A 20,636-nucleotide genomic window follows, 5' to 3' on the forward strand; every position below is an offset into this window, starting at 1 on the left:
CTCCGACGAGGTCGCCCGCGCTCCAGCGCGCGGGCGACCTCGTCGGAGGTGAGGGAGCCCTTGAACTTGTCCGGGGCGATCAGCACGGACACCATCAGGGCGCCACCTCGGCGGTCTGGGTGGCAGGCGACGCGACGGCCGGACGGACGTCCTCGGTCGTCGTCGGCAGCTCGCCCGCCTTGCCGGCGAGCACCGCGCGGGTCCGCTCCAGGTCCAGGCCGTTCTCCCACTTCGCGACGACCAGGGTGGCCACGGCGTTGCCGAAGAAGTTCACCAGCGCCCGGCATTCCGACATGAACTTGTCGATGCCGAAGATGAGCATGATGCCGGCGGCCGGGACCGAGCCGACTGTCGACAGCGTCGCGGTGAGCGCGATGAAACCACCACCCGCGACGCCTGCCGCGCCCTTGGAGGTGAGCAGCATGACTGCCAGCAGCCCGAGTTGCTGGCCGATGGAGAGGGAGGTGTCGGTGGCCTGGGCGATGTAGAGGGTGGCAAGGGAGAGGTAGATCGCCGCCCCGTCCAGGTTGAAGCTGTAGCCCGTCGGTACCACCAGTCCGACCGTGGATCGCTCCGCGCCCATGAACTGCAGCTTGCGCATCAGCCCGGGCAGCGCCGGCTCGGCCGTGGAGGTGCCGAGGATCAGCCAGAACTCCTCCCTGAAGTAGCGGAAGAGCTGGAAGATGTTCAGCCGCACGTACAGGGCGAGTACACCGCCGAGCACGGCGACGACGAACAGCGCGGAGGTGACGTAGAAGAGGACGATCAGCGAGCCGAGGCTGGTCAGCGTGGACAGGCCGAACTTCCCGATGGCGTACGACATCGCGCCGAAGGCACCCAGCGGCGCGGCCTTCATGATGAAGGACAGGGCCTTGAAGACGACCTCGGTCAGCCTTCCCACGGCTGCGATGATCGGCTCGCCGGTCTTCCCCACCATCTTGATCGCGATGCCGGAGATCACGGCGAGGAAGATGACCTGGAGGATGTCCCCGTCGGCGAACGGGCCGAAGAAGCTGTTCGGCACGATGTTGGTGAGGAACTCCCACCAGTGCTGGTGCTCGCCCTGGGAGATGTACTGGCTCGCGTCGCCCGATGCCTTGAGGGCCGACGGGTCGGCATGCACGCCATCGCCGAGCCGGACGATGTTGATCGCCACGAGACCGGTCAGCAGGGCGACGAGCGTGCCGATCTGGAAGTAGGCCAGCGCCTTGACGCCGGTGCGGCCGACCTTCTTCAGGTCCGCGACGCCGGCGATGCCGCCGATGATCGTCAGAAAGACGATCGGACCGATCAGCATCTTCATCGCGGTGATGAACGTCGTACCGATCGGCTCCATATCGGTGGCGAGATCCGGCCACCGCCAGCCCAGCACGATACCGGTCACGATCGCCACCAGCACCTGCACGTACAACTGCCGGTACCACGGCGTCACCGCGATACGTGCGGTCCGCACGGCTCGTCCGCTGTCTGGGGTATGCGTCATTGCGGCCTCCTGATCGCGCGCCACCGAGCCCGATCGGTACGCGCCAGCTTTCGCCACAGTGAACCGGGCCACAGCTCAGGGGGTCCACGACCAAAAATCGATACCCCGTATAGGCGCTGCCTATCTGTTCTGCTCCCGCGACCAACCGTGCACGACGAGCGGGAGATCGCCGCGCTGCGCAAGGGGCGGACGGCGGGCGAGCCGGAAGCATGAGGGGTCGATGCTGTGGGCGTTGCAAACCCAAGCAGCGGACCGAACCGATCAGACCGCAAGCCGGTGAACGTCTCGCCCCCCACTCGCTCGCCCTCAACCCCCACTCATACAGGGGAGATCCCCTGATCACGGCCTTCAGCACCACCCATTGGCAACGCGAAGGACACCTGCGGTGCCCAGGAAGCAGCATCGAGACCGTCAGCGGTGGAGAGGGCGGCAGCGGCGAGGGACAAGAGGAGCCGGAGCTGCGGCTCGGGCATGGATCGGCAACCACCGCTCCAGAGCCGCAACACCGGCACCGGAACGGATCGAACAGCTCACCGCCATCGGCCTGCGCTGGACATGAAGCAGCAGCGGGTCCGTCAGCGGGGGCGTGGAGGGTGCCGTCGACGCGGCGGGATGTTGTAGGGGTTGTCGTCGCGAAGCAGGAGCAGGCCGGGGTTGGTGCAGAACTGGCCGGCGCCGAGGGTGAGGGAGACGACTAATTCGCCTAGGTTGGCGGCCCGTTCGGCGAGGGCCCCGGGCAAGAGGACGGCGGGGTTGATGCTGCTCATCTCGGCGTAGACGGGGATGGGCCGGGGCCGGCTGGCCGCTGCGCATACGAGGGCCAGGCCGGCGGTGCGGGAGGTGAATCCGACTGCCTGGATGGGGGGCGGTGATGAGCCGGGTGCCCGGAGTGTCTCCGTCACCGACGATGAGTGAGCAAGCGTCGGCGGGCAGGCCCTGTTGGGCGATGGCAGCCTGGATTGCGTGGACGGTCAATGGGTGTCTTCCCGCGGGAACGAAGGGATCAGGCGGTTGGGGCGCGGAACTTGGCGATCAGTGTGGTGAGTTCCTCGAGCTCCGGCGCGGTCAGGTCGGTGAGCGGCGGGCGGACGGGGCCTGCGCTGTACCCGGTCGCGGTCATACCGGCCTTGACGATACTGACGGCGTAGCCGGCCTGTCGGTTGCGGATTTCGGTGTAGGGCAGGACGAAGTCGGTGAGCAGGCGGGTGACGGTGTCGTGGCGCCGGTTGCGGACCGCGGTGTAGAAGTCGAGGGCGAACTCGGGCAGGAAGTTGAAGATGGCCGAGGAGTAGGTGGTGACTCCGAGTTCCAGGTAGGGCAGGGCGAACGTCTCGGCGGTGGGAAGGCCGCCGATGTAGGTGAGGCGTTCGCCGAGGCGGGTGCAGATGCGGGTCGTGGTGTCGATGTCGCCGACGCCGTCCTTGTAGCCGATGAGGTTGGGGCATGTCTCCGCGAGGCGGGCGATGGTGTCGGCGGAGTAGACGGCGTTGGCGCGGCTGTAGACGATGACGCCGAGGGAGGTGGAGCGGCAGACGGCTTCGGCGTGGCGGGCGAGGCCTTCCTGACCGGCTTCGGTGAGGTAGGGCGGGAAAAGCAGGATGCCGTCGGCGCCGGCCCGTTCGGCCGCGGCGGCGAACTCGGTCGCGGTCGCGGTTCCGTAGCCTGCCGGGGCCAGGATCGGCGTGTGGTCGGGGGCGCTGTCTACGGCGGCGGCTACGACTCGCTCGACTTCGGTGGGGGTCAGGGAGAAGAACTCGCCGGTGCCGCCGGCCGCGAAGAGACCGCCGATGTCGTACTTGGCCAGTCGGATGATGTTCGTCCGGTAGGCGTCCTCGTTGAAGGACAGGTCGTCGTTGAAGTGGGTGACGGGGAAGGACAGCAGTCCGGATCCGAGGCGGCTGCGCAGTTCGGCCGGGGTGAAGGACGTCATGGGTTGGGTGCTCCTGAAGGTCGCAGGTCGATGGGGCGGTTGTGGAAGGGGCGCCGGCCGGCCGGTGGGATGGCGAGCGGTGGGCGCGGGTGGGATCGGCTCGGGCAGCGCGGCTGTCCGTTGCAGCGCTGCCCGTGTCGGGACCGGGTGATGGCCGGAACGTGGCGGCCGCGACGGGGGATGTCAGGGGCGGGAGCCCACCTCGTGCTCGGCGGTCGTCCAGGCCCGTGCCTGATCGCTGAGGGTGAAGCCGAGGCCGGGGCGGGAGGAGACGTACATACGTCCGTTCCTGATCTCCAAGTGCTCGTTGAACAGCGGCTCGAGCCAGTCGAAGTGCTCCACCCACGGTTCGGTCGGGTAAGCGGCGGCAAGATGGAGGTGGATCTCCATCGCGAAGTGCGGTGCGAGCTGCAACTGGTGGTGCTCGGCGAGATGGGCGAGCTTGAGGAACGGAGTGATGCCGCCGATGCGGGGCGCGTCGGGCTGGATGATGTCGGCGGCGTTGTGCCGGATCAGCTCGACGTGCTCGGCGACGCTGGCCAGCATCTCACCGGTGGCGACGGGGGTGTCCAGGGACGCGGCGAGCGCGGCGTGGCCCTGAGCGTCGTAGGCGTCGAGCGGCTCTTCGATCCAGACCAGGTTGAACTGCTCCATGGCGCGGCCCATGCGTTGGGCGGTGGGCCGGTCCCACTGCTGGTTGGCGTCGACCATGAGCGGGACGTCGTCGCCTATGTGTTCACGCACGGCGGCGAGGCGGGCCAGGTCGTGGGCGCCGTCAGGATGACCGACCTTGATTTTGATGCCGCCTATGCCTCTGCTCAGGGATGCGTCGGCGTTGTCCAGAACCTGCTGCGTCGGGGTGTGCAGGAAGCCGCCGGAGGTGTTGTAGCAGCGCACCGAGTCCCGGTGGGCACCGAGCAGCTTGGCCAGCGGCAGACCGGCGCGCTTGGCCTTCAGGTCCCAAAGGGCGATGTCGAAGGCGGCGATCGCCTGCGTGGCCAGGCCGCTGCGGCCCACGGAGGCTCCGGCCCAGACGAGCTTGGTCCAGAGTCTGCCGATGTCACTGGGGTCCTCGCCGATCAGGTCGCCGGCGATCTCCCGGGCGTGGGCGAACTGGCCGGGTCCGCCCGCGCGCTTGGAGTAGCTGAAGCCGATGCCCTCGTGTCCCTGTTCGGTGACGATCTCCGCGAAGAGGAAGGCGACCTCCGTCATCGGCTTCTGGCGGCCGGTGAAGACCTTGGCGTCGCTGATCGGCGTGGCCAGCGGCAGCGTGATGGAGGACAGGCGCAGCCAGGCGATGCGATCGAGGGTGGCTTCGCCTGTGGCGTGCGCGGCGTGAGCTGTCGTGTTCGTCGTGGTCACCACTTCATGTCCCTGGTTTGTCCCGCGGTAGGCGTCGTGTGGGTTCGGTGAGAGTCGCGGTTGCCGGGCGACCCTGCGGCGGTGAGGTGTCCAGCAGGCCGGGGGGATGTCCGCCGTCGGTTCTTCATGGGCCGTCAGTTCGGTCCTGCTGCGGGCCGCTTCCGGAAAGGAGCGATGTGCGTCGATCGGTCCCGTGCGCGGTCTGGTTGAACATGGTGCGTAACTCCCTGGCTCTCCCCGCCGCCGTGGGGGGCGGTGCGTGATGCGGAGATCGCCGTGTCGAATACGGTCGACGCTACGTTCGCGTTTGATATCCGTCCAACATAGATTTTGGATGTTGCAATACAGGGAGGGCATCATTGTTCACGCTAGCTCAGCTCACGGGTTTCGTGGCCGTCGCAGAGGAGCTGCACTTCGGGCGGGCAGCCGAGCGGCTGCGCATGACCCAGCCACCGCTGAGCCGGCAGATCCAGCTCCTGGAAAACGACTTGCAGGTGCGCCTGCTCGACCGAACCAACCGAGCGGTACGTCTGACCCCGGCCGGACGCGCCTTCCTGGTCGAGGCCCGGCGTCTGCTGAAGCAGGCCGATACGGCCACCCTGTCCGCGCGCCGGGTCGCGGCGGGCGGTGCCGGAAACCTCGCCGTCGGTTTCACGGCTGCCGGCGCCTATGCCGTCCTGGACTCCCTGCTGGAGCTGATCAGGGACGCACTGCCGGAGGTGGACGTGACACTGAAGGAGATGGTGACCCGCGACCAGCTGGAGCAACTGCGTGAGGGCGGCCTCGACCTGGGCCTGGTCCGCCCGCCGGTCACCGCCGTCGACCTGGAGGCCCGGTCGGCGCTGCGCGAACCGCTGCTGGCCGCGCTCCCTCTGGGGCATCCGCTGGCCGATGACGGGGGACCTCTGGACCTTGCCGCGTTCGACGGCCAGCCGGTGATCATGTATTCACCGGTGGAGGCCCGCTACTTCCACGACCTGCTGGTCAGCGTCTTTCGCGCCGCGCGGGTCGTCCCCGTCTACACCCAGTACCTCAGCCAGGTACACAGCATCCTCGCCCTGGTCGGCGGCGGCTGGGGCATTGCGCTGGTGCCGGCCGCCGCCAGCCAGCTGCGGTATGCCACCGTGGCCTTCAGGCCAGTGGAGCTGCCCGGTGACCCGGAGCCGGTCGAACTGAGCCTGGCCTGGCGGCGGGACAACGACAACCCTGCTCTGCACGCCCTCCTCGGCCGAATCTCCGACGGAATGACACTGCGCCGCTCGCAGCCGGCCCCGGGCTGACCGGCTGACTCGGTGCGGGCACGGGGCCGCGGACAGCCGCGGTGCTTCCGGTACCGGTCCGCATGGCCGAAGTCGGCAACCAGTGATGCACATCAGGTATCGGTCGATACAAATTTGATTATGGACCGGCATCGTAGGCAGGTCTAACGTCTCTGCCCAGCCGTCGTGGCCTGTTCGAGGTCCCCGCTTTCTCGCCAGTCACCGCCCGACGGCCCGTCAGGCTTCCATACCTTCTGTCCCGGTTCGACGGAGAAACGGACAGCGCATGCCCCTCGTTGTCGTCGGAATCAGCGTCCTGGTTCTGCTCTTCCTCATGACGAAGCTCAAGATCAACGGCTTCGTCGCCCTGCTGTTCGTCTCCATCGCGGTGGCGCTGGTGCGGGGCATACCGATGGCCGAGATACCCGATGTCCTCAGCAAGGGCATCGGCGGTCAGATCGGCGACTCGATGATCACCATCGGACTCGGCGCCATGATCGGCCGGGTCATGGGTGACAGCGGTGCCGCCCAGCGCATCGCGGACAGCCTTGTCGACACATTCGGCGAACGCTGGGTTCAGCTCGCGATGGTCGTCACAGCCATGATCATCGGTGTGACCATGTTCTACGAGGTCGCCTTCGTCATCATCGTGCCGGTCGCCTTCACCCTGGTGCGCAGGACGGGGAGCCGCCTGCTGTGGATCGGCCTGCCCATGTCCATCGCCCTGTCGACCATGCACAGTTTCCTGCCCCCGCACCCGGGCCCGACCGCCGTCGTCGGCACCTTCCACGCATCGGTCGGCAAGACCCTGGCCATCGGCCTGCTGTTCACCATCCCGATCGCCGCGCTCATCGCACTGGTGTGGCCGCGACTGCCGTTCGTGCGGCGCATGGACCCGCCGATCCCCCAGGGACTGGTCTCCGACCGGCGGTTCACCGAGGAGGAGATGCCGCGTCTGGGCTGGGCACTGTCCGTGGCACTGGTGCCGGTGGTGCTGATCGCCGGAGCCGCCGTATACGACATGTGCGTCCCCGACGACAATCCCGCACTGCCGTTCGTCACGTTCGTCGGCTCCGCTCCCGTCGCGCTCCTTCTCACGCTGCTGCTCGCGGGCTGGGCGTTCGGCCCGCGCATCGGGCGCGGCCTGCCGGAGGTGGCATCCTCCTGCGTCTCGGCCGCCCAGGCCATGTCCATGATCCTGCTGGTGATCGGCGCCGGCGGCGCGTTCAAGGAGGTCCTCACCGAGGGCGGGGTCTCTGACTACATCAAGCACGTCACCTCCTCCTGGGACGTCTCCCCGCTGATCCTGGCCTGGCTGATCGCGGTGATCCTTCGGGTGGCCCTCGGCTCCGCGACCGTCGCCGTCGTCACCGCCGCCGGTGTCGCGCATTCACTGGCCGCCGGCAGCGGCGTCTCTCCCGAGCTGATGGTCCTCGCCGTCTCGTGCGGATCGATTGCCTTCTCGCATGTCAACGACCCCGGATTCTGGATGTTCAAGGAGTACTTCAACCTGTCCGTGCTGGACGCCATCAAGGCCCGCACCACCTACACCACCGTCCTCGCGGTCCTCGGCCTCGGCGGCGTCCTCGCCCTCAACGCCGTCGGCCTCTGACCCCCGACTGGCCACGGCCGTATCCGGCCGGTCGGCGCCGCACCTTCGCGACGGCACCGCACCACCCAAGGAGCACCAGCATGAGCCGCCCCACCGTCACCGACTTCGCCGTCTACCCGGTCGCCGGCCGGGACAGCATGGAACTGAATCTCTCCGGCGCGCACGCACCGTATTTCACCCGCAACGTGGTGGTCCTCACCGACTCCGAGGGCCGCACCGGCCTCGGCGAGGTCCCCGGCGGCGAGGCCATCACCCAGACCCTGCGGGACGCGGCGTCCCTCGTCCTCGGCTCGGCCGTCGCCGACTACAAGCGGGTGCTGCGCGAGATCGGTGCCCGCTTCGGCGACCGGGACACAGGCGGCCGCGGCGCCCAGACCTTCGACCTGCGCACCACCGTGCACGCCGTCACCGCCGTGGAATCCGCCCTCCTCGATCTCCTCGGCCAGCACCTCGAAGTCCCCGTCGCCGCCCTGCTCGGCGACGGCCGCCAGCGCACGAGCGTGCGCGTCCTCGGCTACCTCTTCTATGTCGGCAACCCCGACCGTACCGACCTCGACTACGTCCGCGAGCCCGACGCCGAGGACGACTGGCACCGGCTGCGCCGCGAGGAGGCGCTCACCCCCGAAGCAATCGTCCGGCTGGCCGAGGCGGCCGAACGCCGGTACGGCTTCCAGGACTTCAAGCTCAAGGGCGGCGTGCTGTCCGGCCCCCAGGAGGTGGCCGCCATCCGCGCCCTCAAGGACCGCTTCCCCGCAGCCCGCATCACCCTGGACCCCAACGGCGCCTGGTCACTGCGTGAGGCCGTCGAACTGTGCGCGCCGCTGGTGGGCACCCTGGCCTACGCCGAGGATCCCTGCGGCGCCGAGGGCGGCTACTCCGGGCGGGAGATACTCGCCGAGTTCCGCCGCGCCACCGGCCTCCCCACCGCCACCAACATGATCGCCACCGACTGGCGGCAGCTCACCCACGCACTCGCTCTGCAGTCGGTCTCCATCCCGCTCGCCGACCCGCACTTCTGGACCATGCAGGGCTCGGTCCGCGTCGCCCAACTGTGCAACGCGATGGGCCTGACGTGGGGGTGCCACTCCAACAACCACTTCGACATCTCTCTCGCCATGGTGGCCCACTGCGGCGCAGCGGCGCCGGGACCCTACAACGCGCTGGACACCCACTGGATCTGGCAGGAAGGAACAGAGCAGCTCACCAAAGATCCCCTGCGCATCGTCGGTGGCGAGATCGCCCTGCCGGACGCACCGGGCCTCGGCATCACCCTCGACCAGGACCGACTGCTCGCCGCACACGAGCTCTACCTGGACCAGGCCCTCGGCGCCCGCGACGACGCACTGGCCATGCGCTACCTCATCCCGGACTGGGCCTTCGATCCCAAGCGGCCCTGCCTGGTGCGGTGAAGGCGGCCGGCGGACTGCCGCAAGTTCAGGTGAACCCTTGATACGGGGCCGTACCCATACGGGTGCGGCCCCGGTCGCCGCTCACCGGGGCGAAGTGCCAGAGGGGCGCCTCAGGCGTCCTGGGGTGCGATCTCGGCCGGTGAAGGCGGCGCCTGCCGGGTGCGGGCCTCGCCTCGCGCAGGTTCCACGTCTGCGACGGTGCGGCGTTCGGGGGCCCGGTTGTGAAGTGCGCTGGACGGGCTGGTGCCGTAGGCGTCGCGGTAGAGGGCGGCGAAGCGGCCGGGGTGGGCGAAGCCCCAGCGTGCGGCGATCATCCCTACGGTGACCACGCCCAGAGGGTCGGCAGCCTTCAGGTCGCGGTGGGCGTGGGCGAGACGCGTCCCGCGCAGGTAGGCGAGTGGCGTGGTGTCGAGATGGCGGCGGAAGGCGTACTGCAGAGCACGGACGGTGACATGGGCCGCGGCCGCCACGTCGGCGACGGTGATGGGCTGATCGGCGTGGTCGTCGATGTAGGCGACGGCCCTCCGCAGAGTGGTGGAGTGGGCGTCGGTGCGATCCTGCGCGGTGGGATCCGTGCGTGCCGTGTTGGGGAAGGCCGCCAAGAGGCTGGCGGCCAGCAGCTGACTGCCGGCCGAGACGATCAGGGGCTGCCCGGAGGGGGGCCCAGCACGTGGTCCCGCAGATAGACGATGGTCTGCTTCAAGTGGTGGGCCGCGGCAGCGGAGTGCGGCCGGTGCCCGGTCAGCCGTACGGGCTCGCGCAGCACCTCGTCACCCGTGGCGGCGACCTGGTCCAGCAGGGCGGGGTCCAACATCGTGATGTTGTAGCGTGCGGCGCAGATGCGCCCCGCGTACGGCAGGTCCGGTGGCGCGAACATCACCACGTCCCCGGGGCCGAAGGAATCCCGAACGCCTTGGAAGACATGGTCTTCGACGGTTCCCCCGTGCACCATGCACAGGCAGATCCTCCCCAGCGGTGTCACCGCGTAGCTCATGTCGAAGTTCAGATCGAGCTCGTCGACGCTGACCGACGGCATGACGTCGCGGCGAATGTGTGCCCTTCCGGCCCCGGGGCTGCTGCTGCGGATGCGCATCCGGGCATAGGCGCGGCTGAGGAAGTCCTCCGTCGTCTCCAAGTCGTCGCTGTCGAACACCAACGAGTCCATCACGTCACCGCCCCGGCAGGAACCAGACCACCTGCGCGGTCCCCGAGTGCTACGAAGGCACACTCCGGGAACCGCGCTTCTCCCAGGACGCTACCTCCTGCTCCTGAAGACGGGGGCCGCAGGCCGAAATTCTCTGCGCCGCGGAAATAGTAGCCATGTACATAGTAGCCATGTACTGTATCGGTTGTGAGTTCAGCAGCTGAGAGTGCCACCGCGGGGTTCCTGGTCTGGCGCTTGTCGATGAAGTGGCGGGTAGCCGTGGACCGGGCGGTCGCGCCGCTGGGCCTGACCCACGCCCAGTACGCGTTGATGGCGTCGCTGTACGGCATGTCGCGCTCCGGGCTGCGGCCCAGCCAGCGTCGGCTCGCCGACCGCACAGGGCTCGAACCGCTGTACGTTTCCAAGCTCGCCCGTGCCCTGGAGGCCGCCGGACTCGTCGCCCGCACCCGGGACCCGAGCGACCCGCGCGCCATGCAGCTGTCGCTCACCGAGCAGGGGCGCGACGTCACCCGCCGGGCGATCAAGGTGGTCCAGGGCCTGCTGGACCAGCTGCTGGAGCCGCTCGGAGGGCAGGACAGCCCGCGCACACGGCAGTTCACCCGCGAGCTGGCGGCCCTGCTCGACGCACCTCTTGATCCGCACACCGAGAACGACGAGGAGCAGACATGACCACCACCGCACCCCCGGTCAACGGCCGGGTCATAGCGCTGGCGCACTATGCCGGGCGTGCTCTCCTGGAGGGCGTACTGGCCCGCCACGGCGCCACGTTCCACCAGAGCGTGACACTTCGGGCCGTCGTGGCCGCGGGCGGGTCCATCGGCCCGGACGAGCTCGTCGGCGACGTCACCGGCTCCCTGAAGACCGATGAGTCGGTCGTGCGCGGCGTCATCGAAGAGCTGACGGCCACGAAGCTGCTGGAGGGGGACCCGGCGGCGTCCCGGTTGCGCCTCACGGACGCCGGACGGGAGCTGTACGAGAGCACCACCACCGAGACGGCCGAGATCTCCGCCCGGCTGTACGCCGGTATTCCGGCCGAGGACCTTGCGATCGCGGGCCGCGTGCTGGCACTGATCACGGAGCGTGCGAACGCGCAGTTGGCAGGCGCCTGAGGTCCCGTCTCGCCCACCGGAAGGGGAGCCAGACCCCCAGTGCGGCGCCGGTGACGGTGCCCGGCTGGACCTTCGCGCACCTGACGCTGCCCACCGGGCCGGACCGACCTCCGTGAAGCCGCGGGGGCGGGCGGGCCCGGTCGCGCTGATCGCCGTCGGTTGGCCTGCCCCGGACCGGGGCACTCGGGGACGACCGGTCGGCGGAGCACGGCTCACGGGAGGCACGCGTGGCACGACGTCACCGTCTGATCAAGACCAGTCGCGAAGCGGTGTGGACCGTCCTGGCCGACGGGACCCGGTATGCGGAATGGGTGGTGGGGACCGCTGCGTCGAAGCCCGTGCGTGGCCGGTGGCCGGAAGTCGACTCGGCCATCGAGTACCAGGTCAGACTGGGTCCGGTGCTGCTGACGAACCAGACGATCGTGCGGCGCTGCGAGGAGGGGACGGTCCTCGAGCTCGAGGCCCACGCGGGCTTCCTGGGCACCGCGCGGATCGCGGTCGAACTGCGCCCGTGGGGTACGTACTGCCTGGCGATCGTCGACGAGCATCCGCTTCAGGGAGCGGGCAGCCTGATGCACAACGTCGGCGTGGAGACGCTGATCCAGATCCGGCACCGGGCCATGCTCGCCCGGCTCGCCAAGGTCTGCGAGGCCGACGCCTACGCGGACGGCGAGCCCGGGCGGCGCGCCGCGCAGTCGACCGCTCAGGGCACCGTGGGCCTGAGACAACCAGGAGGCGGTCATGCCTGACGCAGTGGTGATCGGGGCCGGCCCCAACGGTCTGGTGGCGGCCAACCTGCTGGCCGACGCCGGCTGGAGCGTTCAGGTGCTGGAGGAACAGCCCGAACCCGGCGGCGCGGTGCGCCACGACCGGGGCGTGGATCCCGACTTCGTCAGCGATCTCTTCAGCTCGTTCTATCCTCTCGCCGCCGCGTCCCCTGTCCTGGCCCGGCTCCGGCTCCAGGACCACGGTCTGCGGTGGAGCCACGCCCCCCATGTGCTGGCCCACCCCCTGACCGACGGCAGATGCGCCGTCCTGGACCGCGGGATCGACGTCACCGCGGACTCGCTCGACGCCTTCGCGGCCGGCGACGGGGCGGCCTGGCGCCGCCTGCACGAGGTGTGGCAACGCCTCGGCCCCGATCTGATGCACTCGCTGTTCGCCCCGTTCCCGCCGGTGCGGGCCGCTGCCCGGCTCGCCACCCGGGTCCGGGGCGCGGGCGGGCTGCGGCTGGCCCGCACCATGCTGCTTCCCGTGCGCCGCATGGGAGAGGAGGAGTTCCGCGGCGAGGGCGGAGGGCTCCTGCTGGCCGGCAACGCGCTGCATGCCGACCTCGCGCCGGAGTCCGCGGGCAGCGGCGGATTCGGCTGGCTCATGTCCATGCTCGGCCAGACCAACGGCTTTCCCGTGCCGGTCGGCGGATCAGGTGTCCTCACCGCGGCCCTGACCCGCCGGCTCCGCGCGGTGGGCGGCACCCTGCGCTGTGGTGAGCGGGTCGACCACGTCGTGGTGCGCGACGGGCGCGCGGTCGGCGTCCGCACGGCCGGTGGTGAGACGGTGACGGCGCGGCGTGCGGTCCTCGCGGACGTGTCCGTGCTCGACCTGTACCGCAGGCTCGTCGACGCCGAGCACCTGCCCGCACAGCTGCTGGACGACCTGCGGCGCTTCCAGTGGGACTTCGCCACCTTCAAGGTGGACTGGGCGCTGGACGAACCGGTGCCCTGGCAGACCGAGGAGACGGCACGGGCGGGCACCGTCCACCTCGCCGACGGCCTCGACGAGATGACCCGGTTCGCCGCCCAGATCGCCATGCGCCAGGTACCCGACCGGCCGTTCGCGCTCTTCGGCCAGATGACGACCGCCGACCGCACCCGCTCACCGCGCGGTACCGAGTCGGCCTGGGCCTACACCCACGTCCCCCGGGAGATCACGGGCGACGCGGCGGACGAGGGGCTGACCGGCGTCTGGGACACCAAGGAGCAGGAGATCATGGCCGACCGGATGGAGCGGCAGGTCGAACGCTTCGCGCCCGGCTTCCGCGCCACCATCCGCGCCCGTCGGATCCTGGCCCCTCCCACGCTCCAGTCACTCGACCGCAACCTCGACACGGGCTCCCTCAACGGCGGTACCACGGCCATCCACCAGCAGCTCGTGTTCCGCCCGGTGCCCGGCACGGGACGCCCGGAGACGCCCGTCGCCGGCCTCTTCCTCGCCTCCGCCGGCGCCCACCCCGGCGGGGGTGTGCACGGTGCGCCGGGCGCCAACGCCGCACGCAGCGCACTCCGGCGCCACCTGCCCCCGGGACTCTCCCTGGCGCAGCGCGTGCTGGCGAGCCGCGACCGGTTGGGGCGGAGGACGGAACCGGGCGACTGACCCCTGGCCCGCGGGGCGACTCCTGGCCCGCGGGACGCACCCGCCGAAGCCTGCCGGGACCCGGGCTCCGAACGAAAGGAAAGGTAGGACGACCCGTGCGGGACAGCGCACTCGACGGCCGCACCGTCGTGGTGACGGGAGCCGCGCGCGGCCTGGGCGCGGCCCTGGCGCACGAGCTCGCCCGGCGCGGCGCGCGGCTCGCGCTGCTCGGTCACGAGAAGTCCGCGCTGGAGGCCCTGGCCGAGGCCGTGCCCACGCCGGCACTGGCCGTCGAGGTCGACGTCACCGACGACGACGCGCTGCACCGTGCCGCCCGGGATGTCCGGCGGTACCTGGGGCATCCCTCGGCCGTGGTCGCGGGCGCGGGCATCTGCGAGGGCGGTCCGTTCGCCGCCATGGACCCCCTGTCCTGGCGTCGTGTCATCGACGTGAACCTCAACGGACCGCCCTCACGGCACGCGCCTTCCTCGCCGACCTGCAGAGGACGGCCGGCTACTTCCTCCAGGTCGGCTCGCTCGCCTCGATCGGCGCCGCGCCCCTGCTGAGCGCCTACTGCGCCTCCAAGGCGGGCGCCGAGGCCTTCGCGCACAGCCTGCGGGCCGAGGTCGCGCACCAGGGCGTGGCCGTCGGCGTCGCCTACCTCAACTGGGCCGACACGGACATGATCCGCGACGGTGACCGGCACCAGGTGCTGCACGGACTGCGCAGCCGGATGCCGTTCCCCGCTCACCGGATCCAGTCGCCGCAGTTGGTCGCCGCCCGGCTGGCCCGGGCCGTGGAGCGCCGCCGCACCGCCGTGTACGTGCCCGCCTGGCTGCGCCTGGTGCAGCCCGTGCGCGCCGCGCTGCCGTCCGTCGTGCTGCGCTATGCCCGTCGCGAGCTGCCGCGCATGGCCGCGGAGCAGCCGCTGCTGCCCACCGGCCCGTTGGGTGCCGGCGGACGGGCCGACGAGCGGCGGCGGAACTCGGCCCACCCGGACGACCGCTGAGCCACGGCGCCCGGCCGCCTCAGGCCCCCAGACAGCTCAGCGCCTGCATGGCCTCGCGCTCCATGCGTGAAAGTTCGCCGAGGAGGGTGCCTGCCTGTACGAGGCACTGCTCATTGCCCGATTCACCGGCTTTTGCGATCAGCGCCGCGACCTCCGTCCAGAGGGTGGCTGCCTCGGTGTACAGCTCGTGGCCGGTGCGCAGGTGGCCGCTGTCGAGGTGTTGGGTGCATTCGGCGAGGAAGCCGCGGTAGAGGTTGCGGAACAGGGCGCCGCCCGTACCGGCCCTCTCCATGAGGAGGGCAGCCTGCGGCAGGTCCCGCTGCGGGTCGTCGGTCCGCTGGAGCCATGTGCGCACCGCCTTGCCGGCCTTCTCGACGCCCCGGTGGCCGAGGTTGGCGATGGGCGGGTTGAGGAAGGCGTCGGCGCAGGCGGTGATGGCGGGAACGATCCGGCCCTGGGGGGAGGGCCGGATCCTCGGAGCGGCGAGGGTGAAGGACCGGTGCTTGGCGGTCATCGGGCCGCGTGCGGCCCTGGCCTGGGCGAGGCTGGTCAGGCTGGTGGACACCGTTCCGCCTTGCTGGTCGGTGTCCACCAGGTAGGCGTCGCGGTCGTCATAGCCGTACATGGCGACGACATGGCCGCCGAAGTGCACCTTCGGCGCGAAGTAGTCCAGGTGGTAGCTGTCGAGCTGCAGTCCGACGGGGTGGCCGGCGTCGATGGGAGCCACCACGTGCTCCCAAGCCCTGCGGGGAGAGGTGGTCTCCTGGACCAGGAGCTCCAGCCCGAGTCTGGTGGCCAGGTTTCTGGTCAGGTCGAAAGGCTTGACCCGTCCCCCGAGGAAAGGGAAGCCCATGTTCTTGCTGTCCCAGTAGATGAAGGACAGACCGGAGCCGAGGCCGAAGAGCATGGGTTCGGACAGGTCGATTCCCTGGTGCCGCAGCAGCACCCCCAGAGCTGTCGTCTCGCAGTGCTGCGTACCGCGGGCCTCGATGTTCGTCACTGTGGTCATGCCACGCTCTCCTGGACGGGGACGATCAGCCGGGTCATCAGTTCTTCTTGCGGCGCCTCAGTCGGCCCGACGAGATAGGTCTCACGTACGGGCGCCTGCGGGCGCAGCCCGCGTTCGTGGACGGCGGCGAAGAGAGCGTTGTAGGCCAGGGGAAGCTGGGCATAGGGCCCCACGTGCACGGTCTCGGCCACGGGTCCCCCGGGCAGCGCCTCGAACTCCAGACCGGGCGTGCCTTCCCCCTGCGGCGTCTGCACTCCGACGGCGATCTCCATCCGCTCTTCCAGATCCAGCGGGTACAGCGCCCACAGCCGCGGGTCCCACACGATTCCCCCCTTGCCGAGCACGGGCATCAGCCGGCCTACGCACTCCTCGACCTTCTTCTCGATCTCCGCAGGTGTGCAGAACGCTCGCACCACTGCCAGCCGCCGCTCCGGCTCTCGGCCCATCGTCACCTCATAGCCGGGCAGGCCTCTCTCCGCCAGCCGGCCCAGCAACGCCAGCCGTGCCTGGTCCCTGCTGATCCGCTCGGCCAGCCGGTCGCGCTCAGCGCGCAGGATCTGTGCCCTGGACTCCGGTTGGGCAGCCAGCGCCTGGGCGATCACGGCCAGGGGAAGATCCATCTCCCGGAACAGGGCGATGGTCAGGGCATCACGGGCCTGTTCGGGTGCGTAATAGCGGTAGCCGGAGCCGGCGTCCACGCGCACCGGAACCAGCAGCCCCATCTCGTCGTAGTGCCGTAGCTGCTTGACGCTGAGCCGGCACAGGCGGGCGAAGCGTCCGATGGTGAGGAGTTCGTCAGGCACGCCACCATGGTGGACTCTCCCACCGTGGGAGAGTCCACCACTCCTGCCCATCGGTCCCGTGGACGCCGGCAGGCCCCTGTGCCCGGCTCGCGCAGCGGGACCGCGCGACGCAGGACACGGTCCGAGTACATCCGGCGGCCCAGCACCTGCATCGGAAGACTGTCGTGCATCTGTGCGGCCTGCTGTTCCGCTGCCGGTCACTGGGCCTGCGGCATCGGCGCTCGGTCCCGCTGCGCGATGACCATGGCCATGTCGTCGTGAAGCCGGCCACCCGCGTACCGGCGCACATCGGCGGCGATCCGCTGTACCAGGGGCCTGGACGCAAGATTGGCCCATGCCACGACACGTTCGGCCAGCGGGTAGAAGACGCCCTCGGCGTTGCGGGCTTCGGTGAAGCCGTCGGTGTAGAGCACCAGCCGGTCGGCGGTCCGGAACGGGAAGGTCGTGGGCACGTACGCGCTGTCCGCGACCACGCCCAGGCCGAGTGGCGGTGCCGGCTCGCGCACCCGTAGTGCGGTGACACCGGCACCGTGCAGCAGCAGCGGCGGTGGATGTCCGCAGCTGACCACGTGGATCACCGGCTCATCGTCCGGGATGTCCACCATCACGGCCGTCACGAAACGCTCGGCGTCGTCCTCCTCCCCCTGCGAGAATTCGGCCAGGCCCCACCGAACGGCGTCCTCCACATAGGCGGCCAGCTCCGGCAGCGCGATGTTCCGGTGGGCCACGGCGCGGAAGGCGCCCAGCACGATCGCCGTGTCGCTGATCGAGGCCATACCTTTGCCACGGACGTCCCCGACGATCAGCCGGGTGGCATGATCGGTGCGGGCCACCGCATACAGATCGCCGCCGATCGTCGTGTCGGCCTCGGCGCTGCGGTACTCCAAGGCGAACGACAGCGGCCCGGCTCTGTCCGGGAGCGGTCGCAGCACCACCCGCTGCGCCGCGTCGGAGACCGAACGCGCCCGAGACAGCTCGGCCGTGCGCCGCTGGCGCAGGTGGGTGAAGAACACCAGCAGGGCGCCCAGCACCCCCAGGCTTGCCAGCTCGACCAGAACACTTTCCGTAGTCAGCGTCCCCCGCTCCGCTCCGGCGGCGATGAGCGCGAGTACGGACAACCCGCCGACAAGCGCCATGACGCGGGGACCCGTGCGGGCAGCGGTGACTGCGACGCCCACGACGAACAGGTGCGCGATGTGGATGTCGGGCGGCAAAAAGGCATCAGCCACCGGGACAGCGACCAACAGAAGGACAGGCCATATCAGCCATATCGCCTCCGGCAGCCGGCGCCAGGGCCGAAGTCTCTCCGTCAGTGCTGTCCTGGTGATCGCGACGCGCACATCCTGCTCCGATCGTCAAGGTTGTCGGCAACCGCAACGTGCGGCCTGGTATCCGGCATTCGCTCCACCGGCCCCGCCCTCACCCGGTCGTCGTCCGATCAGTGAGTACGACGGCTGCGGGCGATGCTCTTTCCGACCAACCTTTCCGCTCAGCTGTCGATTCCGAGCCTGCCGAGCAATTCCAGCGTTCCGTAAAACCCTCGGTAGGCCTCGACTGTCGCTGGACTCCACAGATCCAAGTCGGCTTCCCGTCGGCTTCTTCTTGCGGAGTCGCTGTCTGCCTGCCTCAGGGCTCGCTGCGTGGCCTGCTCGGGACTGGCCGCATCGATCACGAACATCTGCCGCCCCGTGTTTCCGTGCGTCGGGCGTGTGGGGATGGAGACGATCCATATGCCCATGGCTCCAGTCCCTTCCGTTTTTCCGTAAGTGTGAGCTGCTCTTCCTGCCCGTCCGATGTATGGCCATCAAGGCCGGCTGGGCTTCCGGGCTCAACGCCGACCTCGATGCATTGGCCAGGGCATGTACTCCATCAAGACGGTCAGTCCCGTCATCATCCGCGCGTCGTCATGTCATCCACTTGGCCGTCGTTCAGGCCCAGGCAACCGCGTTCTTCAAGCACGCCGTAGTTCGCGACAACCGTGGAACAGGGCGAATATGCAGAGCAGCTCCGGATCAGGACAGAGGCCAAGTACCGGTGCCTGAAGGGAACCGAAGAGGAAGATTGCCCTTGGGCGATGCACGTGTTGCAAGTAGACGGTGCTCGTCCTGCGCTCAAAGGTGCCGCCCACGAGTCGCTATGCACCACCCTGGTCCAGTCGCGATCCACGCGAATCGGGACATCGGCGAAGCCGCATCCCGCGTGCGCATCCTGCTATCGCCACCAGCAGCACGCTGCACAGCGCTCACGAGATGACCAGCGGCTCACACCTTCTCGCATGACGTGGCCATGCTCTCGGTGTTCGCTGACCTGACGCTGAGAACGGTGTCGAGGTAGTCGGCGATTGCGTCCCTGTTGCGGGTCAGGCACTCGATACGTTCGGACAGCCGAACTTGCTCGCGCTGCAGTGTGGCGATCATTTCGGGTGTCACGTTGGGGACGTAGATGGTCTGCGACTTGTCCAGACACGGCAGGAGCTGCTGAATGATTCGCGTCGGCAGTCCGGCGTCGAGCAGTCCCTTGATCTGCAGCACGATGTCCACGTGTGACCCTGTGTACTCACGGTACCCGTTGGAGGCGCGGCTGGGTGTGATCAGCCGCTGCTCCTCGTAGTAGCGCAGTAGCCGACGGGGTACGCCAGTACGCTCCGCGAGCTCTCCGATTCTCATGTGCTCAAGCCTACGACTTGACCTTCACATCAATGTGAGTGTTCAAGACTCGCTGAGTGGACCGCGAACAGCAGAAATGTGTGCTGTGCCTGGGTGGCGGGGGCATGTCTGAGGCTCGACTCAGTTCCTGCGGCGGCCAGGACCATCACGACTACATCGAAGGTTTCGAATGAAACTCGGACTTCGTCTGCCCCAGAGATTGGGAGTCGACCTGCAACACGACCTGGTCGAAGCAGCCAGAACGGCCGAAGCGGCCGGATACGCCAGTTTGTGGACGTACGAACGGCTGCTCTTCCCGGAGAGGCCCGCCGAACCATATGCCCCGCCGAACGTGCCGTGGCCGGAAACCTCGCGGCAGGCCGCCGACCCCTTGGCGGTCCTCACGGCAGCGGCGGTGGCGACCGGAGAGGTGCGCCTGGGTACTGCCGTTCTGATCGCTGCACTCCACACGCCCGTCCAGCTGGCGAAGGCGCTGGCCACGATCGATCAGATCAGCGGCGGCCGCATGGTCGCAGGCATGAGCACCGGCTGGTCCACCGACGAACTCCAGGCCACTGGCGCCACCCGAGCGGATCGCGGCCGCTTCCTCGACGAGACGCTGGACGTCTTCGACGCCGTGTGGGGGCCGGACCCAGTGACCTTCCGGAGTCCTCGCGTAGTCATCGACAACGCCTCGGTCCTGCCCAAACCCGCATCGAAAATCCCCGTGCTGCTCGGCGGCGGTGGCAGCAACCTGGGCCGCGGCACCAGTTCCAAGGCCGTGCAGCGCATCGCCAGACGCGCAGACGGCTGGCTGCCGCTGCTCACCACACCCGGGCCGGCCGGAGCCGCAGCACTGCGCGCGAGCTGGGACCGCATCCGGGAAATGGCTTCCGCGTACGGCCGGGACACCAGCCGGATGGAGATGGTCGTGGTGGGAAACGTCACCTTCACCGACCGTCCGGCAGGCCCTGACCGATCGGCGTTCGTCGGCACTCTCGACCAGATCATCGATGACATCCACACGACCGCAGAAGCGGGCGCAGACGAGCTCATCATGGACCTGAATCTGCAGGACTGGTTCACCAGCACTCGGCAGATGCTCGAGACGGCGGTGGAGATCCGCGAACGGGCCGTAGCCTCATGACCGATGCTGCCGACGCCGGAGACGGCGCGAACACTTCTGCTCCAGCAGCGGCGAAGGCCGCCACCCAAGGACCCGTAGGCCCTGCCGGACGCGTCCCATCTCGCGGTCGGGGGTGCTGGGCGCGACGGGCGACCAGGGCGGACATCTCCGAGTGCGCCCGACACAGCGACATCGTGATCGTCGCCGTGCCGTGGGACGGCGACGCCGAGATCCTGCAGTCGCTGCACGCGGACCTGGCCGGCAAGCTCGTGAGCAGGGAGCCACCACCCCCGGGGCAGCCCTGACCGCCCGTCCGGCAGCGCGTCGGCTGCCGGACGGGCGGTGCGGCCAGGCATACGGCGT

Annotated in this window: 18 protein-coding genes and 1 pseudogene; 10 read left to right on the forward strand and 9 right to left on the reverse strand. The window is 69.4% G+C overall.

Annotated features, from left to right (window positions below):
• Positions 1–94 precede the first annotated feature (94 nt).
• The 3 genes from dctA to BZY54_RS36315 all read right to left on the reverse strand — a co-directional run bounded on the left by dctA (position 95) and on the right by BZY54_RS36315 (position 4,778).
• A complete protein-coding gene (gene dctA, locus BZY54_RS36295) occupies positions 95–1,483 on the reverse strand; it encodes a C4-dicarboxylate transporter DctA (RefSeq protein WP_086729570.1) in 1,389 nt (462 codons plus the stop codon).
• A 1,003-nt stretch (positions 1,484–2,486) separates the two neighbouring features.
• A complete protein-coding gene (gene kdgD / locus BZY54_RS36310) occupies positions 2,487–3,413 on the reverse strand; it encodes a 5-dehydro-4-deoxyglucarate dehydratase (RefSeq protein ID WP_086729571.1) in 927 nt (308 codons plus the stop codon).
• A 183-nt stretch (positions 3,414–3,596) separates the two neighbouring features.
• Entirely contained in the window at positions 3,597–4,778 is a 1,182-nt protein-coding gene (locus BZY54_RS36315; protein WP_086729572.1) for an L-talarate/galactarate dehydratase, read from the reverse strand.
• A 356-nt stretch (positions 4,779–5,134) separates the two neighbouring features.
• On the opposite strand from BZY54_RS36315, the gene BZY54_RS36320 reads away from it, so the two are divergent.
• The 3 genes from BZY54_RS36320 (at position 5,135) to BZY54_RS36330 (ending at position 9,055) form a co-directional block, all read left to right on the forward strand.
• Positions 5,135–6,055, forward strand: coding sequence for a LysR substrate-binding domain-containing protein (locus BZY54_RS36320; protein WP_086729573.1), 921 nt, complete (start codon positions 5,135–5,137; stop codon positions 6,053–6,055).
• Between the two features lie 265 nt (positions 6,056–6,320).
• The gene (locus tag BZY54_RS36325; RefSeq protein WP_086729574.1) at positions 6,321–7,646 is read left to right on the forward strand and encodes a gluconate:H+ symporter; all 1,326 of its coding nucleotides are present in this window, start codon (positions 6,321–6,323) and stop codon (positions 7,644–7,646) included.
• Positions 7,647–7,726: 80 nt separating this feature from the next.
• Positions 7,727–9,055 carry an enolase C-terminal domain-like protein gene (locus BZY54_RS36330; protein ID WP_086729575.1) on the forward strand — a complete coding sequence of 443 codons (1,329 nt, stop codon included), beginning with the start codon at positions 7,727–7,729 and terminating at the stop codon, positions 9,053–9,055.
• Between the two features lie 110 nt (positions 9,056–9,165).
• Here BZY54_RS36330 and BZY54_RS53955 read toward each other — a convergent pair whose 3' ends face one another.
• Both BZY54_RS53955 and BZY54_RS53960 read right to left on the reverse strand, forming a co-directional pair.
• Complete coding sequence (locus BZY54_RS53955; RefSeq protein WP_244217514.1) at positions 9,166–9,657, reverse strand: helix-turn-helix domain-containing protein; 492 nt, start codon at positions 9,655–9,657, stop codon at positions 9,166–9,168.
• A 38-nt stretch (positions 9,658–9,695) separates the two neighbouring features.
• Complete coding sequence (locus tag BZY54_RS53960; RefSeq protein WP_244217515.1) at positions 9,696–10,220, reverse strand: hypothetical protein; 525 nt, start codon at positions 10,218–10,220, stop codon at positions 9,696–9,698.
• A gap of 186 nt (positions 10,221–10,406) precedes the next feature.
• On the opposite strand from BZY54_RS53960, the gene BZY54_RS36340 reads away from it, so the two are divergent.
• The 5 genes and pseudogenes from BZY54_RS36340 to BZY54_RS53965 all read left to right on the forward strand — a co-directional run bounded on the left by BZY54_RS36340 (position 10,407) and on the right by BZY54_RS53965 (position 14,690).
• Positions 10,407–10,889, forward strand: coding sequence for a MarR family winged helix-turn-helix transcriptional regulator (locus BZY54_RS36340; RefSeq protein ID WP_086729576.1), 483 nt, complete (start codon positions 10,407–10,409; stop codon positions 10,887–10,889).
• Complete coding sequence (locus tag BZY54_RS36345; RefSeq protein WP_086729577.1) at positions 10,886–11,329, forward strand: MarR family transcriptional regulator; 444 nt, start codon at positions 10,886–10,888, stop codon at positions 11,327–11,329. The genes BZY54_RS36340 and BZY54_RS36345 overlap by 4 nt, the downstream gene beginning before the upstream one ends.
• A 227-nt stretch (positions 11,330–11,556) precedes the next feature.
• Positions 11,557–12,078 (forward strand): SRPBCC family protein, encoded by a 522-nt coding sequence (locus tag BZY54_RS36350; protein ID WP_244217516.1) that lies wholly within the window; start codon positions 11,557–11,559, stop codon positions 12,076–12,078.
• Complete coding sequence (locus BZY54_RS36355; protein WP_086729578.1) at positions 12,071–13,702, forward strand: phytoene desaturase family protein; 1,632 nt, start codon at positions 12,071–12,073, stop codon at positions 13,700–13,702. The genes BZY54_RS36350 and BZY54_RS36355 overlap by 8 nt, the downstream gene beginning before the upstream one ends.
• 95 nt (positions 13,703–13,797) lie before the next feature.
• Positions 13,798–14,690 (forward strand): annotated as a pseudogene (locus BZY54_RS53965) (SDR family oxidoreductase).
• A 19-nt stretch (positions 14,691–14,709) separates the two neighbouring features.
• Here the strand turns inward: BZY54_RS53965 and BZY54_RS36365 are convergent.
• The 4 genes from BZY54_RS36365 to BZY54_RS36385 form a co-directional block, all read right to left on the reverse strand.
• Positions 14,710–15,699: a BtrH N-terminal domain-containing protein gene (locus BZY54_RS36365; RefSeq protein ID WP_086729579.1), complete on the reverse strand. Its 990-nt coding sequence runs from the start codon at positions 15,697–15,699 to the stop codon at positions 14,710–14,712.
• Complete coding sequence (locus tag BZY54_RS36370) at positions 15,696–16,502, reverse strand: MerR family transcriptional regulator (RefSeq protein WP_086729580.1); 807 nt, start codon at positions 16,500–16,502, stop codon at positions 15,696–15,698. The genes BZY54_RS36365 and BZY54_RS36370 overlap by 4 nt, the downstream gene beginning before the upstream one ends.
• Before the next feature lie 197 nt (positions 16,503–16,699).
• Positions 16,700–17,731: a PP2C family protein-serine/threonine phosphatase gene (locus BZY54_RS36375; RefSeq protein ID WP_244217517.1), complete on the reverse strand. Its 1,032-nt coding sequence runs from the start codon at positions 17,729–17,731 to the stop codon at positions 16,700–16,702.
• A 1,032-nt stretch (positions 17,732–18,763) separates the two neighbouring features.
• Entirely contained in the window at positions 18,764–19,168 is a 405-nt protein-coding gene (locus tag BZY54_RS36385; RefSeq protein WP_086729583.1) for a MerR family transcriptional regulator, read from the reverse strand.
• A gap of 199 nt (positions 19,169–19,367) precedes the next feature.
• Between BZY54_RS36385 and BZY54_RS36390 the strand changes: the two genes are divergently transcribed.
• Both BZY54_RS36390 and BZY54_RS55160 read left to right on the forward strand, forming a co-directional pair.
• Positions 19,368–20,294, forward strand: coding sequence for a TIGR03619 family F420-dependent LLM class oxidoreductase (locus tag BZY54_RS36390; RefSeq protein ID WP_208640881.1), 927 nt, complete (start codon positions 19,368–19,370; stop codon positions 20,292–20,294).
• Positions 20,291–20,578: an NAD(P)-binding domain-containing protein gene (locus tag BZY54_RS55160; RefSeq protein WP_425276351.1), complete on the forward strand. Its 288-nt coding sequence runs from the start codon at positions 20,291–20,293 to the stop codon at positions 20,576–20,578. The genes BZY54_RS36390 and BZY54_RS55160 overlap by 4 nt, the downstream gene beginning before the upstream one ends.
• The last annotated feature ends 58 nt before the right edge of the window (positions 20,579–20,636 follow it).

Source organism: Streptomyces carpinensis, assembly GCF_002154505.1.
GTDB lineage: Bacteria > Actinomycetota > Actinomycetes > Streptomycetales > Streptomycetaceae > Streptomyces > Streptomyces carpinensis.

Excerpts from the sequence above, each read along its gene's own strand:
- dctA (WP_086729570.1), bottom strand. The coding sequence starts at position 1,483 with ATGACGCATACCCCAGACAGCGGACGAGCCGTGCGGACCGCACGTATC.
- kdgD (WP_086729571.1), bottom strand. The coding sequence starts at position 3,413 with ATGACGTCCTTCACCCCGGCCGAACTGCGCAGCCGCCTCGGATCCGGA.
- BZY54_RS36325 (WP_086729574.1), top strand. The coding sequence starts at position 6,321 with ATGCCCCTCGTTGTCGTCGGAATCAGCGTCCTGGTTCTGCTCTTCCTC.
- BZY54_RS36330 (WP_086729575.1), top strand. The coding sequence starts at position 7,727 with ATGAGCCGCCCCACCGTCACCGACTTCGCCGTCTACCCGGTCGCCGGC.
- BZY54_RS53960 (WP_244217515.1), bottom strand. The coding sequence starts at position 10,220 with ATGGACTCGTTGGTGTTCGACAGCGACGACTTGGAGACGACGGAGGAC.
- BZY54_RS36345 (WP_086729577.1), top strand. The coding sequence starts at position 10,886 with ATGACCACCACCGCACCCCCGGTCAACGGCCGGGTCATAGCGCTGGCG.
- BZY54_RS36355 (WP_086729578.1), top strand. The coding sequence starts at position 12,071 with ATGCCTGACGCAGTGGTGATCGGGGCCGGCCCCAACGGTCTGGTGGCG.
- BZY54_RS36365 (WP_086729579.1), bottom strand. The coding sequence starts at position 15,699 with ATGACCACAGTGACGAACATCGAGGCCCGCGGTACGCAGCACTGCGAG.
- BZY54_RS36385 (WP_086729583.1), bottom strand. The coding sequence starts at position 19,168 with ATGAGAATCGGAGAGCTCGCGGAGCGTACTGGCGTACCCCGTCGGCTA.
- BZY54_RS55160 (WP_425276351.1), top strand. The coding sequence starts at position 20,291 with ATGACCGATGCTGCCGACGCCGGAGACGGCGCGAACACTTCTGCTCCA.